Consider the following 14,576-nt stretch of genomic DNA (forward strand, 5'->3'; position numbering starts at 1 on the left):
GTTACGCCTTTCGGGCAGCGAGTCAATGCATCTTGGGGGAAGAGGCGCAGCAAACCTATTTCTAAAAATTTTCGTTGCTGTTGAAATGAATCAGGGCGGCCTGTACAAGCATCCGGGAAATCCCTAAAAAAATTACAACCATGACGGAGATGTAATCACAACCCCGGAGAAACACGCTCCCGAAGTCGGGCCAAGGGTCTCGCACCCATCCCACCACACTGCAGCCAAATGTAACTGGCACCTGTGGTCCCCTTGAAATGCCGCGAATCATCCCTATAATTAGCACTCGATGGGGTTGAGTGCTAACAACACTGCCTTGCCCCCGCACCTCTCAATTTCTACGTACAGGAGTTCCTCCATGGCACTGCGTCCTTTGCACGATCGTGTGATCGTCAAGCGTCTGGATAACGAGCGCACCACCGCCTCGGGTATCGTCATCCCTGAAAGCGCCGCTGAAAAGCCCGATCAGGGCGAAGTCCTGGCCGTCGGCCCGGGCAAGAAGACTGAAGACGGCAAGGTTCTGCCGGTCGACCTGAAGGTCGGCGACAAGGTCCTGTTCGGCAAATACGCCGGCCAATCCGTCAAGGTCGATGGCGAGGAAGTGCTCGTCATCCGCGAGGAAGAAGTCCTCGCCGTGATCCTGTAAGCCACCGCTTCGTTCAATCCCAAGGAATTTCAACATGGCTGCAAAGCAAGTTTATTTCGGCGACGATGCCCGTACCCGCATCGTCCGTGGCGTCAACATCCTGGCCAATGCCGTCAAGACCACCATGGGCCCCAAAGGCCGCAACGTGGTGCTGGACCGCTCCTTCGGCGCCCCCACCGTGACCAAGGACGGTGTGTCCGTGGCCAAGGAAATCGAACTGAAGGACAAGTTCGAGAACATCGGCGCGCAACTGGTGAAGGAAGTCGCCTCCAAGACCTCCGACAACGCCGGTGACGGCACCACCACCGCCACGGTGCTGGCCCAGTCCATCGTCGAAGAAGGCCTGAAGTACGTGGCCGCCGGCATCAGCCCCATGGACCTGAAGCGCGGCATCGACAAGGCCGTGATCGCCGCCGTGGACGAGCTGCACAAGCTGTCCAAGCCCTGCACCACCAGCAAGGCCATCGCCCAGGTCGGCTCGATCTCGGCCAACAGCGACACCTCCGTCGGTGAAATCATCGCCAACGCGATGGACAAGGTCGGCAAGGAAGGCGTCATCACCGTCGAAGACGGCAAGTCGCTGGAAAACGAACTGGACGTCGTCGAAGGCATGCAATTCGACCGCGGCTACCTGTCGCCCTACTTCATCAACAACCCGGACAAGCAAGTCGCCGTCCTGGAAGACCCGTTCATCCTGATCTTCGACAAGAAGATCAGCAACATCCGCGACCTGCTGCCGGTGCTGGAACAAGTCGCCAAGTCCAGCCGCCCGCTGCTGATCGTGGCCGAGGACGTCGAGGGCGAAGCCCTGGCCACCCTGGTCGTGAACAACATCCGCGGCATCCTGAAGACCACCGCCGTCAAGGCCCCGGGCTTCGGCGACCGTCGCAAAGCCATGCTGGAAGACATCGCCATCCTGACGGGCGGCACGGTGATCTCCGAAGAAACCGGCCTGTCGCTGGAAAAGGCGACCCTGGCCGAGCTGGGCCAGGCCAAGCGCATCGAAGTGGCCAAGGAAAACACCACCATCATCGACGGCGCCGGCGATGCCAAGAACATCGAAGCCCGCGTCAAGCAGATCCGCGCGCAGATCGAGGAAGCCACCTCGGACTACGACCGTGAAAAGCTGCAGGAACGTGTCGCCAAGCTGGCTGGCGGCGTGGCCGTCATCCGCGTCGGTGCCGCCACCGAAGTCGAAATGAAGGAAAAGAAGGCCCGCGTCGAAGACGCCCTGCACGCCACGCGCGCAGCCGTCGAGGAAGGCATCGTCCCGGGCGGCGGTGTCGCGCTGATCCGCGCCAAGGCCGCCGTGGCCAAGGTCAAGGGCGACAACGCCGACCAGGACGCCGGCATCAAGCTGGTCCTGCGCGCCATCGAAGCCCCGCTGCGCACCATCGTCAGCAATGCCGGCGACGAAGCCAGCGTGATCGTCAACGCGGTTGAAAAGGGCGAAGGCAACTTCGGCTACAACGCCGCCACCGGCGAATACGGCGACCTGGTCGAGCAAGGCGTCATCGACCCGACCAAGGTCACGCGCACCGCGCTGCAAAACGCTGCTTCCGTGGCCAGCCTGCTGCTGACGACCGAAGCCGCCGTGGCTGAAATCGTGGAAGACAAGCCGGCCCCGGCCATGCCCGACATGGGCGGCATGGGCGGCATGGGTGGCATGGGCGGCTTCTAAGCCCATCCCTTCCCGGCCCCCGGCAGGCGTTCACTCGCCTCTGGGGGCAGCCTCGGAAATCCCTGTTGCGGTTCGCCGCAGCAGGGATTTTTCATATGCGGAACCCGCGCCGCGATACCCGCCATCGTCTCGGTGGAGACGCCACCTTCCAGGGAATACCCGTATTGATTCAATTCACCGGACGGTGAAAATAACGACATCGCGCTTTGGGAACATGCCATGTCGCTGCCCCACCGCTTCAACGATGTCTCTCAGTTGGAAGACTGTCTGTCCAGCCCCTCCGAGGCCCTGGTCAATGACTTGGGCCGTGTGCCCGGCGACCTGATGATCCTGGGGGTGGGCGGGAAAATGGGGCCGACCCTGGCCCGCATGGCCAAGCGCGCCGCGCCCAATCGGCACGTGATCGGCGTCGCCAGATTTTCCGAACCCGGCCTGCGCACCCAGCTTGAAGAGCAAGGCGTGGACTGCGTTTCAGGCGATCTGCTCGATCCTGAAACACTCGATCGGCTGCCGGCCGCCCCCAACATCATCTTCATGGCCGGCCGCAAATTTGGCTCCACCGGCAGCGAATGGCTGACCTGGGCGATGAACAGCCACCTTCCGGCGCTGGTCGCTCAGCGCTTTTCAGAATCCCGCCTGGTCGTATTTTCCACGGCATGCGTCTATCCGTTCACGCAAACCCATGGCGCCGGCACCCCGGAATCCGGCGCGCTTGAACCAGTTGGTGAATACGCCAACTCCTGCGTCGCCCGGGAACGACTGTTCCAGTATTTCTCGCACCAGCACCAGACACCCGGGCGCCTGCTCCGTTTGTCCTATGCCATCGACATGCGCTACGGGGTGCTGCACGACGTGGCCAACAAGGTCCTGCAACACCAGGCCATCGATCTGGCCATGGGCTACGCCAACATCATCTGGCAAGGCGACGCCAACGAACGGGCCCTGCGCGCGCTGGCGCACTGCGACACCCCGACGTCGCCGCTGAACCTCAGCGGCCCCAGGGTCTCAATCCGCGAGGCGGCGATCGGGCTGGGCGAACGCCTGGGCATAGAGCCCCGCTTCACCGGCACCGAAGCCGACAGCGCGCTGCTGATCGACTGCACACAGGCCGACCGGCTTTTCGGCCCGCCCCAGGTCGGGCTGGACAGGCTGCTGGACTGGACCGCCGACTGGGTGCGCCGGGGCGGAGCCAGCCTGGACAAACCCACGCACTACGAAGCACGCGATGGCAAATACTGAATCAAGGCCGCGATGATGCACTGGGCCACCTTACCGGACGACACCCTGGCGGCGCTGCGCGCCGGAACCGTAATTCCGGCCCACTTGCTGGCCCTGGACGCCAACCGAGCCCTCGACACCCGTCGACAGCAGGCCCTGACGCGCTATTACCTGGACGCGGGTGTCGGCGGCCTGGCCGTCGGCGTGCACTCGACTCAATTCGCCATCCGCGAATCCGGCCTCTATCGCCCCGTGCTGGAGCTGGCCATGCGGACCGTCCAGGATTGGACACCCCTGGGCGGGCGCCGTCCCCTGTTCATGGTGGCGGGCCTGGCGGGCAAGACGTCACAGGCCCTGAACGAAGCGCGCACCGCCCGCGACCTGGGCTACCACGCCGGACTGCTGAGCCTGGCAGCGCTGTCGGGCGCCAGCGAAACAGAACTGATCGAGCATTGCAGGGCGGCGGCCGGCGTCATGCCCATCATGGGCTTTTACCTGCAGCCCGCCGTCGGCGGATTGTTCCTGTCCGAATCGTTCTGGCAACGTTTTTCGGAGATCGACAACGTGCTGGCGATCAAGATGGCGCCCTTCAACCGCTACCGCACCCTGGATGTCGTGCGCGGCGTCTTGGCGGCCAAAGCGCAAGAGCGCATCGCGCTGTACACCGGCAATGACGACCATATCGTGCTCGACTTGCTGACGCCGTACACGTTCGTGCACGAAGGCCAACCGGTCACCGTCCGCATCTGCGGCGGCCTGCTGGGCCACTGGAGCGTCTGGACCGAACGGGCCGTGCAGCTCTTCCAACGGATCCGGAATGCCGCCCGGGCGCAACAGATCGATGCCGCCCTCCTGGCGCTGGACCCGCAGATCACGGACTGCAACGCCGCCCTGTTCGACGTGGCGCACGATTTTCGCGGCTGCATCGCTGGCTGCCACGAAATCCTGCGCCGCCAGGGCCTGTTCGAAGGCATCTGGTGCCTGGACCCGCACGAAGGCCTCAGCCCCGGACAGGCGCAAGCCCTGACCCGGGTGCATAACGATTACCCGCATTTGGTGGATGACGCATTTGTCACCAAAAACCTCGGCCGGTGGCTGACCTGACAACACTACCGCCCGGATTCACTGAGCAACCACAAGGAGAGCTCCGATGAAAAAGCGTGTATTCCTTCAAGCAGCGGCCGCTGTCGCCGTCCTGGCCACCGCACTCCCCGCCAGCGCAGAGGACTGGAAGCCGACGCGCCCCATCAACCTGATCGTGCCCTGGGCGGCCGGTGGTTCCACCGACCAGGTCACGCGCATCACGGCGGCGGAACTGGAAAAGGTCCTGGGGCAGACCATCGTCATCGTGAACCAGCCCGGTGCGTCCGGCGCCATCGGCACCCGCAACGCACTGACGGCCGACAAGGACGGCTACACCTGGACGGCGGGCGCCGCCCAGGACCTGGGCGCCTACCAGACGCTGGGCTCGCTGGATGCCAGCATCAAGGACTGGCATCTGTTCCTGAATGTGGCCAATGTCTCGGTCCTGGGCGTCAATCCACAGCGCCCCTGGAAGACCGGCAAGGAACTGATCGACGCCATGAAGGCCAAGCCCGGAGAGATCAGCGTGGCAACCGCTGGCGTCACATCAGCAGGCCATGCGGCCATGGACCGGATCGTTGCCGCAACCGGCGTCAAATACAAGGAAGTGTCCTACGACGGCGGCAATCCCGCTGTCCTGGCCGCCGTCGCCGGTGAAACCGACCTGACCTCGCAACTGGCGGTCGAGCAGGCCGACATGATCCGCGGCAAACGGTTGCGCCCCGTGGGTGTCGTGGGCAACAAGCCGCTGGAGCTGGAGGGCTACGGAACGATCCCATCATTGTCCGACGACATCCCCAACCTGCAGGCTCCCTTGAACTACTTCGGCATCTTCATCCCCAAGGGCGTGCCTGACAACGTCATCCAGACCCTGCAAAAGATCTGGGCCGAGAAAATGCCGTCGGACGCTGCGCTGAAGAAATACGCCACGTCCAGGGGCGCTGTCTATGACCCGCTGTATGGAGACGCCGCTCAAAAAGCGGTCTTCCCGGCAGTGCAGTTGAATGCCTGGAACATCTACAACAGCGGCAAGGGCAAGGTTTCCCCGGACACCGTCGGCATCCCCAAACCCTGAGGCCAACATGCAAGCTCCAGACCCAGTTCCCGCATCGGATCTCGACAAGCCCCAGGACGCGGGGCTGCCCCCCGACGCAAAGTCCTCACCCCGGGCCGATCTGCATGACGCACTGGGCTGGATCGTCCTGGGCCTGGCGATCTGCATCGCCTCCTGGAACATGAGCCGACTGGAAGACCAGCACATCAACCCCTACACCATTCCGGGCCTGGTGCCCGGCCTGCTGGGCCTGGGGATGATCATCGTCGGCTCCATCCTGGCCATACGCAGCTGGGAACGCCATCGGCACCACCCTGCAGGCCCGGCGGCGGTCGCCGACGATCATGCCCATCTGCGGCGCAAGCGCGTCCTGCTGACGATCATCCTGTGCTGCGGCTACAGCATCGTGCTGATCGGTCACGGCCTGCCCTTCTGGCTGGCGTCCTCGATCTACGTCACCGGCTCGATCCTGACGCTGAACCGCCTCCATCCGGACACAAGCCGCCACCCCTTCAATCTGAAGGCCATCGTCCACGCACTGTTGATCGGAGTGGGCTCATCGGTGGTTGTCTGGCTGGTATTCGAACGGCTTTTCCTGGTCCGCCTGCCTTAGGAACGGGACGATGGCCATCCTTTTTCACGAGATACGCACATGCTGAACGGTTTGCAAGATCTGGGCGCTGCCTACCTCAGCTTCATGGAACCCATGACCCTGCTCTACGGTCTGGGAGGCGCATTCGTCGGGCTCATCATGGGCATCCTGCCCGGCCTGTCCGCAACGCTGGCGATTGCGCTGCTGACCACCGTCACCATCAACCTGAAAGGCAATGAAGCCATCCTGGTGCTGATCTGTTCCTACGTCGGCGCCCTGTATGGCGGATCACGGACGGCCATCCTGCTGAACATCCCCGGCACGGCGGCCAATGCGGCATCCTGCGCCGACGGCTTCGCCCTGGCCCAGCAGGGACAGGCGGGCCGCGCCATCGGCATCGCCACCTCGGGCGCAGTCACCAGCACGCTGTTCGGCGTCATCTTCCTGGCCACGCTGACGCCCTTGCTGTCCGACGTCGCGCTGCAGTTCGGCGCCTTCGAGTTCTTCTGGCTGGCGCTCTTTGGCGTCACGCTCTCGGGCAGCATCGTCGGCGGCGACCCGCTCAAGGGCTGGCTGATGGGCCTGCTGGGGCTGTTCCTGGCCCAGGTCGGCGAAGAAAGCCTCTATGCCTACGACCGTTTCACTTTCGGCTCGGAAGAGCTGGCCGGCGGCCTTGCCCTGATTCCGGCCCTGGTCGGCGCCTTTGGCCTGGCCGAAGTCCTGATGGCGCTGTCAGACCCCGTGGAGCGCAAGATCCACGATCTCACCGATTCGGTCCTGCCACGCTGGCGCGATCTGTTCCGATACCGCTGGACCGTCATGCGATCCGGCCTCATCGGCGTCTTCACAGGGCTGCTGCCGGGGGTGGGCGAAGACGCGGGCTCATGGGTCTCCTACGCGGCGGCCAAGGCCGTCAGCAAGGAAAAGGACCAGTTCGGCAAGGGCTCCATCGACGGCCTCATGGCGGCCGAGACCGGCGACATGTCCTCTGTTCCCGGCCACCTCATCCCGGTGCTGTCCCTGGGCGTGCCCGGCTCGGCGCCATCAGCGGTGCTGATGGCCGCCATGATCATCCACGGCGTGCAGCCCGGCCCGATGCTGATGATCGAGCACCCGGATTTTATCTACCAGGTGGTGGCCATGACCACGCTGGCCTCCATCGCCATCCTGCTGTTCGGCCTGTTCGGCGTGCGCCCCATGCTGCAGGTCCTGAAAGTCCCCCGCGACATCCTGATGCCCATCGTCTTCCTGCTGTGCGTCGTGGGCTCGTTTGCCGTCGCCTCGCGGCTGTTCGACGTCTACGTCATGGTCGCCATCGGGATCGGCGCCTACTTCCTGCGCAGGCGAGGCTACGAAATGGCGCCCCTGGTCCTGGGCCTGGTCCTGGGACCGCTGCTGGACAAAAGCCTGCGCCGGGGTCTGGTGCTCTCCGACGGCAGCCTGATCCCGTTCTTCACCCGGCCGATCGCCCTGGTCCTGGCCACCATCACGATCTTCACCTTCCTGCTCTACGTGCCTGCGGTCCGCCGCGCCATCGGCCGCGCCGCTTCCATGGCCGGCCAGGGGCTGCGCAGCCTGATCGGACGGGGGGCATCCGAATGAAAACGGCCTCACACATGCAGATCGCGCTCTGCAACGAAGTGCTGCAGCCCCTGGATTTCCCGGCGCAGTGCCGCCTGGCCGCCCAGCTGGGCTACGACGCCCTGGAAGTCGCCCCCTTCACGCTCAAGCCCGACCCCTTGAGCATCACGGACGCGGAAGCGCGGGACTGCGCACGGGTCGCGCGCGATCATGGCCTGTTCATCTCGGGCCTGCACTGGCTGCTGGTCGCGCCGGCGGGCCTGTCCATCGTCAGCGCCGATGCCGCGCAGCGGCAGCGCACCGTCGACGTCATGAGACGGTTGATCGAGCTGTGCGCGCTCATGGGCGGACGCTATCTGGTCCACGGTTCGCCCAAGCAGCGCTCGGTGCCGCCGGGATCCAGCCATGCCCAGGCGTGGGAACGCGCCCGCGCCTGCCTCGGCCACGCCGCCGAACATGCCCAGGCCTGCCGACTGCACTATTGTCTCGAGCCCCTATCGATGGTCGAGACGGATCTCGTCAATACCGTCGGTGACGCAGTGCGCATGGTGACGGACGTCGGCTCGCCGGGCCTCAAGACCATGATCGACTGCAGCGCGGCCGGGCAGACCGAACAGGAATCCGTCACCGAACTGATCGACCGCTGGATGCCGAGCGGCCATATCGCGCACGTACAGATCAACGACCCGAACCGGCAGGGCCCCGGCCAGGGCGACATGGACTTCGGCCCCATATTGCGCCGCCTTAGAACCCTGCAACACGCAGGCGTCTACGACGGCATCGTCGCCGTCGAACCCTTCGACTATGTGCCCGACGGGCCCGGCTGCGCGGCCCGTGCCATCGGCTACGTCCGCGGCATACTGCAGGAGAACGGCCGTGACGATTGACGCCCCCCGCCTTGGCATCGAAGCCATCGAACTGTACGAACGGCCCGTGCGCCTGCGCCTGCCTTTCCGGTTCGGGGTCGTGACGCTCACCGAATGCCCCCAGGCCTTTGCCCGTGTGCGCGTGCGGGGCCCCGATGGCCGCGCCGCATGGGGAGCATCGGCGGAACTCATGGCGCCCAAGTGGTTCGACAAGAACCTGCAACTGTCCAACGAAGACAACTTCCGGCAGCTGCGCACCGTCTTGTGGACGGCACGGGACGCCTACCTGTCGGACTCCCTGCCCGCCACGGCATTCGGCCATTTCGCGCGCCACCACCACGCCCACGAAGACGCCTGCGTGGCACGCGGATTCAATCCGCTGCTGGCCAACTACGGCCCGGCGCTGCTGGATCGCGCCGTGCTGGACGCGGCGTGCCGCCTGAACGACATGTCCTTCTACGATGCCCTGCAGGCCAACCTGCCGGGTATCGATGATTCCCTGCCATCTTTCGCGAACCTGGGCATGAGCGCCCTGCTGCGCAGCCTGCGCCCGGCGGCATCCATCGAGGCGCGTCACACGGTGGGGCTGCTGGACGCCATTACAGCGGACGACCAGGCGCAGCGGCTCGACGACGGATTGCCCGAGACCCTGGAAGAGGTCGTCGCCGCGTACGGCCACCGCTGGTTCAAGCTCAAAGTCAGCGGCCAGCGACAGCACGACATCGAACGCCTGAGCCACATCGCCGCCGTGCTGGATCGCCGCCCCGAACCCTACTTCGCATCGCTGGATGGCAACGAACAGTATGCAACCGCGCAGGAACTGCTGGAACTGACGGAAGCAATACGCGCCACGCCCCAACTGGCGCGCCTATGGTCGTCCATCGTTTTCATCGAACAACCCATCTCGCGCCAGCACGCGCTGGAGACCGACCTGCGCCATATACGCCCGGGCAAGCCCGTGATCATCGACGAATCCGACGGAGTCCTGGATGCCTTCGTGCAAGCGCGCGCATGCGGCTACGCCGGCGTGTCCTCCAAGACCTGCAAGGGCATCTATCGTTCATTGCTCAACACCGGCCGCTGCATTGCCTGGAATCGCGCGCAACAGGACACACGCTATTTCATGTCCGCCGAGGACCTGACCACCCAGGCGGGGCTGTCGGTGCAACAGGACCTGGCGCTCGTCAATCTGCTGGGCATCACCCACGTCGAACGCAACGGTCATCACTACGTCAACGGCATGGCCGCGCAGCCACCAGCGGAACAGGACGCATTCCTGCAGGCGCATCCGGATCTGTACGAACGCCGGCACGGGGCAGTGCGCCTGGCCATTCACTCCGGCCGCATCCTATGCGCATCCCTGGCCTGCGTCGGCTACGCCAGCGGCGCGGATCCGGATTTTTCCGCCATGCAGCCCCTGGAAGCGGGAGGCATGGAATGAGCGCCACCGCACCCGCTCCAGAACGTCAACGCGACGCGGACCGTTCGCAGGCCGCGATCCTGGCGGCGGCCCGGGACGAATTCGCGGAGCTGGGCTTCGACGGCGCCCGCATGGAGGGGATCGCCAAGCGCGCGGAGGTCAACAAGCGATTGATCTATTACTACTTCCGCGACAAGGACCAGCTGTTCCAGGCGGTTCTGGAAAAAGCGTACGAGCATATTCGCAGTGCCGAGCAAGCGCTCAACCTGCTGTCGCTGACCCCGCCGGAAGCCGTGCGCAAGCTCGTCGAGTTCACCTGGAACTACAGCACGACGCACCCCGAGTTCCAATCCCTGCTGAACAGCGCCAACGTGCACAAGGCCCGGCACCTGCGCCAGTCCCGGGCACGCGAGCTGAATTCCCCGGTCGTCGACACACTGGGCCGCATCCTGGAACAAGGCCGCCGCGACGGCATTTTTCGCGGTGGCATCGACCCGACCCAACTCTATATTTCCATCGCCGCACTCACGTTCTTCTATCTCTCCAACAATCACACCCTGTCGGCCATCTTCGGCCGCCACCTGCTCGCCCCCAAGGCGCGCCAGGAACGCCTGACGCACATGTGCGACCTGATCCTGGGATACGTGATGCGCGATTGACGGCATGCCGACGCAAGGCCTGCGCCCTTCGGACATTCTCAAAGGAGCTTTCAACATGACCACACGACGATTGGGAATCATCATGCACGGCGTCACGGGCCGCATGGGCATGAACCAGCATCTGATCCGTTCCATCGTGGCCATCCGCCAGCAAGGCGGCGTGCTGCTGGCCAACGGCGACCGGGTGATGCCCGACCCCATCCTGGTGGGCCGCAATGCGGAAAAGCTCCAGTCGCTGGCGCAGCAGCATCGCATCGAACGCTGGGGCACGGACCTGGCGGTCGCGCTGGCCAACCCGGACGACACCGTGTTCTTCGACGCGGGCAGCACGCAGATGCGGCCCGCCCTGCTGGCGCAGGCCATCGCGGCCGGCAAGCACGTCTACTGCGAGAAGCCGATCGCCACGTCGCTGCATGAAGCGCTCGAGATCGCCCGCACGGCGCACGCGTCCGGGCTCAAGCACGGGGTAGTGCAGGACAAGCTGTTCCTGCCAGGCCTGCGCAAACTGGACATGCTGCGGCGCGCCGGATTCTTCGGACGCATGCTCAGCGTGCGCCTGGAATTCGGCTACTGGGTCTTCGAGGGCGACCTGCAGCCGATCCAGCGCCCCAGCTGGAATTACCGGGCCGAGGACGGCGGCGGCATGATCCTGGACATGATGTGCCACTGGCGCTACGTCCTGGACAATCTGTTCGGCGAGGTCAAGTCGATTTCCTGCCTGGGCGCCACCCACGTGCCCGAGCGCCTGGACGAGTCGGGCGCCCCCTATCAGGTCACGGCGGACGATGCCGCCTATGCCACGGCCGAACTGATCGGACACGCGGGGGAACCCGTCATCGCGCAAATGAACATGTCCTGGGCCACCCGCGTGCGGCGTGACGACCTGGTGACGTTCCACGTCGACGGCACCCACGGATCGGCGGTCGCCGGCCTGCAGGACTGCCGCATCCAGAGCCGCGTCGCCACTCCCAGGCCGGTCTGGAACCCCGACGTCAAGCAGTCCATGGACTTCTTCGACCAGTGGCAGGACGTGCCGGATACCGAGACCTACGACAACGGATTCAAGATCCAATGGGAGCACTTCATCCGCCACGTCGTCGACGATGCCCCCTACCGCTGGACCTTGCTGGAAGGCGCAAAAGGGGTGCAGCTGGTCGATCTGGCCCATCAGTCCTGGCGCGAAAGGCGCTGGATCGACGTTCCCGAACTGACCCTCTAGGAGCCGGCCATGCCCTCGACCCTGAATCTCCCGCGCGCGGACGGCGGGCTCGCCCCCTACACCCTGAGGGGCCAGGCCCCCGCCGTCGCCACGTCCGGCACGCAGAGCTTCAACCGCATTGCCTACTCCGCCGCCCACGTCGTCTCCGACCCGCGCGCCGCCATCGATCCCTGGCTGCAGACCGCCATCGACTGGGATGCAACCATCGCCTACCGGCAACACCTCTGGGCATTGGGCCTGGGGGTAGCCGAGGCCATGGACACTGCCCAGCGCGGCATGGGACTGGACTGGGCGACGTCCCTGGAACTGATCCGGCGGACCCAGGAAGCCGCCCGGCATGTTCCCGGCGCGCGCGTCGCCTGCGGATGCGGCACGGATCACCTGGCCGCCGATGCGGCTGGTTCGCTGTCCGACGTCATCGACGCCTACCAGATCCAGATGGAGGCCATCGAAGCCCTGGGCGGCCGCCTGATCATCATGGCCAGCCGCGCATTGACCCGCCTGGCTCAGGGGCCGCAGGACTACCACACGGTCTATGACCGCATCCTGACCCAGGCCCGCGAACCCGTCATCCTGCATTGGCTGGGCGACATGTTCGATCCCGCCCTGAGCGGCTACTGGGGTTCGCGCGATCTGGACCAGGCCATGGAAACCGCCCTGGCGGTGATCGCCGCCCACCCCGACAAGGTGGACGGCATCAAGATCTCCCTGCTCGACAAGGACAAGGAGATCGCCATGCGCAGGCGCCTGCCGGCCGGTGTGCGCATGTATACCGGCGACGACTTCAACTACGCGGAACTGATCGCAGGCGACGGTCACGGCCAGGCCCCCGAGCATCAACACAGCGACGCCCTGCTGGGCATATTCGACGCCATCGCGCCCGCCGCCAGCGCGGCGCTGACGGAGCTGGCCCAAGGACGCGTGGATCGCTTCCACGCCATCCTGAGCCCGACGGTGCCCTTGTCGCGGCACATCTTCCAGGCCCCCACGCGCTTCTACAAGACCGGCGTGGTGTTCATGGCCTGGCTCAACGGACACCAATCCCATTTCACCATGGTCGGGGGCCAGCACAGTGCCAGAAGCCTTGTGCACCTGGCCGAGTTGTTCCGCCTGGCCGACACCGCCGATCTCTTGCAGTCGCCGGACCTGGCCGCGCACCGCATGCGGACCCTGCTGGCGCTGCACGGCATCGACTAAGGCGCAGACACACCCCCCGAACACAGGAGATCCCGATGCGTGACTTCAGTACCGACCACCGCTGGCTATCCATCAACACGGCAACCGTGCGCTTCAGCCAGGGCAAGCCCGTGCCCCTGGACAGGATCCTGGACGCCTGCGCGGCGCGCGGCATCCGTGCCGTTTCGCCCTGGCGCGACCAGGTCGCCGCCGTCGGGGTCCAGCCCATCGCCCGGCAATTGCGATCCCTGGGGCTGAAGCTGTCCGGCTATTGCCGGGGCGGCATGTTCCCGGCGATCGACGAGGCCGGCCTGCGGGCGGCGGATGAAGACAACCGGCGCGCCGTGGACGAGGCCTGTGAGCTGGGCGCGCCCTGTCTGGTCCTGGTCGTGGGCGGCCTGCCGGGCGCGCTGGATGGACACCCCCTGCACAAGGACCTCGCACTCTCGCGGCAACAGATCGCGGACGGGATCCATCGGCTGCTGGACTACGCACGCCAAGCCGGCATGCCCCTGGCCATCGAACCGCTGCACCCCATGTACGCGGCAGACAGGGCCTGCGTCAACACCCTGGAACACGCCCTGGACCTGTGCGACCTGCTTGATCCGGGCCGCAGCGGCGCCCTGGGTGTCGCCTGCGACGTCTACCACGTCTGGTGGGACCCCAAGCTGCAGGCGGAAATCACGCGCGCCGGCCAGTCGCGGCTGCTGGCTTTACACGTATGCGACTGGCTGACGCCGACCACCGACATGCTCAACGACCGGGGCATGATGGGCGATGGCGCGATCGACATTCCGCGCATTCGCAGCTGGGTCGAAGAACAAGGCTACGCCGGCTATAGCGAAGTCGAAATCTTCTCGGCGGCGAACTGGTGGCAACGCGAGATGGGCGAGGTGCTCGACACCTGCATCCAGCGGCACCGCAGCGCCGTATAGGTCCGTACCGCATCTGGATCCGGGGTCGGTACAATGCCGCCATGACCCAGCCTCCTTCCTACAAAAGCACTGGCGGACTGATCCGCATCGTCCGCGCCTTCGGCTACTCGCTGCAGGGGCTGGGCGCCGCATGGCGGCACGAAGCCGCCTTCCGCCAGGAAACGCTGTTGGCCGTGGTGCTGATCCCCCTGGGCCTGTGGCTGGGCGATTCCGCCACGGAACGGCTGCTGCTGGCGGGCATGGTGGTGGCAGTGCTGATCGTGGAACTGATCAATTCCGCGATCGAGGCCCTGGCCGACGCCATCAGCACGGACCACCACCCCTTGCTGGGGCGCGCCAAGGACATCGGCAGCGCAGCCGTGCTGCTCACGCTGCTGTTGACCGGCGCTGCCTGGGCCTGCGTGCTGATCCCCCGCTGGCTGTAGGCCACGACACAAAGAGACCTC

General features: G+C 65.3%; 14 protein-coding genes. All 14 read left to right on the forward strand.

Annotated features, from left to right (window positions below):
• Nucleotides 1-358: 358 nt before the first annotated feature.
• Entirely contained in the window at nucleotides 359-646 is a 288-nt protein-coding gene (locus VDP74_RS00995) for a co-chaperone GroES (protein WP_322997735.1), read from the forward strand.
• A 34-nt stretch (nucleotides 647-680) separates the two neighbouring features.
• Entirely contained in the window at nucleotides 681-2,327 is a 1,647-nt protein-coding gene (gene groL, locus VDP74_RS01000) for a chaperonin GroEL (RefSeq protein ID WP_322997736.1), read from the forward strand.
• A 219-nt stretch (nucleotides 2,328-2,546) separates the two neighbouring features.
• The gene (locus VDP74_RS01005; protein WP_322997737.1) at nucleotides 2,547-3,566 is read left to right on the forward strand and encodes an NAD(P)-dependent oxidoreductase; all 1,020 of its coding nucleotides are present in this window, start codon (nucleotides 2,547-2,549) and stop codon (nucleotides 3,564-3,566) included.
• A 15-nt stretch (nucleotides 3,567-3,581) separates the two neighbouring features.
• Nucleotides 3,582-4,649, forward strand: coding sequence for a dihydrodipicolinate synthase family protein (locus VDP74_RS01010; RefSeq protein ID WP_322997738.1), 1,068 nt, complete (start codon nucleotides 3,582-3,584; stop codon nucleotides 4,647-4,649).
• A 46-nt stretch (nucleotides 4,650-4,695) separates the two neighbouring features.
• Nucleotides 4,696-5,703: a tripartite tricarboxylate transporter substrate binding protein gene (locus VDP74_RS01015; protein ID WP_322997739.1), complete on the forward strand. Its 1,008-nt coding sequence runs from the start codon at nucleotides 4,696-4,698 to the stop codon at nucleotides 5,701-5,703.
• A gap of 7 nt (nucleotides 5,704-5,710) precedes the next feature.
• Entirely contained in the window at nucleotides 5,711-6,295 is a 585-nt protein-coding gene (locus tag VDP74_RS01020) for a tripartite tricarboxylate transporter TctB family protein (RefSeq protein WP_322997740.1), read from the forward strand.
• Between the two features lie 39 nt (nucleotides 6,296-6,334).
• On the forward strand, nucleotides 6,335-7,876 hold the full coding sequence (locus tag VDP74_RS01025) for a tripartite tricarboxylate transporter permease (RefSeq protein ID WP_322997741.1): 1,542 nt from the start codon (nucleotides 6,335-6,337) through the stop codon (nucleotides 7,874-7,876).
• Nucleotides 7,873-8,742 (forward strand): sugar phosphate isomerase/epimerase family protein, encoded by an 870-nt coding sequence (locus VDP74_RS01030; protein WP_322997742.1) that lies wholly within the window; start codon nucleotides 7,873-7,875, stop codon nucleotides 8,740-8,742. Before VDP74_RS01025 ends, VDP74_RS01030 begins: the two co-directional genes overlap by 4 nt.
• The gene (locus tag VDP74_RS01035; RefSeq protein WP_322997743.1) at nucleotides 8,732-10,162 is read left to right on the forward strand and encodes an enolase C-terminal domain-like protein; all 1,431 of its coding nucleotides are present in this window, start codon (nucleotides 8,732-8,734) and stop codon (nucleotides 10,160-10,162) included. Before VDP74_RS01030 ends, VDP74_RS01035 begins: the two co-directional genes overlap by 11 nt.
• Nucleotides 10,159-10,800 carry a TetR/AcrR family transcriptional regulator gene (locus tag VDP74_RS01040; protein ID WP_322997744.1) on the forward strand — a complete coding sequence of 214 codons (642 nt, stop codon included), beginning with the start codon at nucleotides 10,159-10,161 and terminating at the stop codon, nucleotides 10,798-10,800. Before VDP74_RS01035 ends, VDP74_RS01040 begins: the two co-directional genes overlap by 4 nt.
• Nucleotides 10,801-10,855: 55 nt before the next feature.
• Nucleotides 10,856-12,019 carry a Gfo/Idh/MocA family oxidoreductase gene (locus VDP74_RS01045; protein WP_322997745.1) on the forward strand — a complete coding sequence of 388 codons (1,164 nt, stop codon included), beginning with the start codon at nucleotides 10,856-10,858 and terminating at the stop codon, nucleotides 12,017-12,019.
• 9 nt (nucleotides 12,020-12,028) lie between these two features.
• On the forward strand, nucleotides 12,029-13,216 hold the full coding sequence (locus VDP74_RS01050) for a dihydrodipicolinate synthase family protein (RefSeq protein ID WP_322997746.1): 1,188 nt from the start codon (nucleotides 12,029-12,031) through the stop codon (nucleotides 13,214-13,216).
• Nucleotides 13,217-13,251: 35 nt separating this feature from the next.
• Entirely contained in the window at nucleotides 13,252-14,130 is an 879-nt protein-coding gene (locus tag VDP74_RS01055; RefSeq protein WP_322997747.1) for a sugar phosphate isomerase/epimerase family protein, read from the forward strand.
• Between the two features lie 41 nt (nucleotides 14,131-14,171).
• The gene (locus VDP74_RS01060) at nucleotides 14,172-14,555 is read left to right on the forward strand and encodes a diacylglycerol kinase (protein ID WP_322997748.1); all 384 of its coding nucleotides are present in this window, start codon (nucleotides 14,172-14,174) and stop codon (nucleotides 14,553-14,555) included.
• Nucleotides 14,556-14,576 lie beyond the last annotated feature (21 nt).

This window comes from Castellaniella sp., assembly GCF_034674885.1.
Classification (GTDB): Bacteria; Pseudomonadota; Gammaproteobacteria; order Burkholderiales; family Burkholderiaceae_B; genus Castellaniella.

Excerpts from the sequence above, each read along its gene's own strand:
- VDP74_RS01015 (WP_322997739.1), top strand. The coding sequence starts at position 4,696 with ATGAAAAAGCGTGTATTCCTTCAAGCAGCGGCCGCTGTCGCCGTCCTG.
- VDP74_RS01010 (WP_322997738.1), top strand. The coding sequence starts at position 3,582 with ATGCACTGGGCCACCTTACCGGACGACACCCTGGCGGCGCTGCGCGCC.
- groL (WP_322997736.1), top strand. The coding sequence starts at position 681 with ATGGCTGCAAAGCAAGTTTATTTCGGCGACGATGCCCGTACCCGCATC.
- VDP74_RS01055 (WP_322997747.1), top strand. The coding sequence starts at position 13,252 with ATGCGTGACTTCAGTACCGACCACCGCTGGCTATCCATCAACACGGCA.
- VDP74_RS01040 (WP_322997744.1), top strand. The coding sequence starts at position 10,159 with ATGAGCGCCACCGCACCCGCTCCAGAACGTCAACGCGACGCGGACCGT.
- VDP74_RS01050 (WP_322997746.1), top strand. The coding sequence starts at position 12,029 with ATGCCCTCGACCCTGAATCTCCCGCGCGCGGACGGCGGGCTCGCCCCC.
- VDP74_RS01025 (WP_322997741.1), top strand. The coding sequence starts at position 6,335 with ATGCTGAACGGTTTGCAAGATCTGGGCGCTGCCTACCTCAGCTTCATG.
- VDP74_RS01060 (WP_322997748.1), top strand. The coding sequence starts at position 14,172 with ATGACCCAGCCTCCTTCCTACAAAAGCACTGGCGGACTGATCCGCATC.
- VDP74_RS01020 (WP_322997740.1), top strand. The coding sequence starts at position 5,711 with ATGCAAGCTCCAGACCCAGTTCCCGCATCGGATCTCGACAAGCCCCAG.
- VDP74_RS01045 (WP_322997745.1), top strand. The coding sequence starts at position 10,856 with ATGACCACACGACGATTGGGAATCATCATGCACGGCGTCACGGGCCGC.
- VDP74_RS00995 (WP_322997735.1), top strand. The coding sequence starts at position 359 with ATGGCACTGCGTCCTTTGCACGATCGTGTGATCGTCAAGCGTCTGGAT.
- VDP74_RS01030 (WP_322997742.1), top strand. The coding sequence starts at position 7,873 with ATGAAAACGGCCTCACACATGCAGATCGCGCTCTGCAACGAAGTGCTG.
- VDP74_RS01005 (WP_322997737.1), top strand. The coding sequence starts at position 2,547 with ATGTCGCTGCCCCACCGCTTCAACGATGTCTCTCAGTTGGAAGACTGT.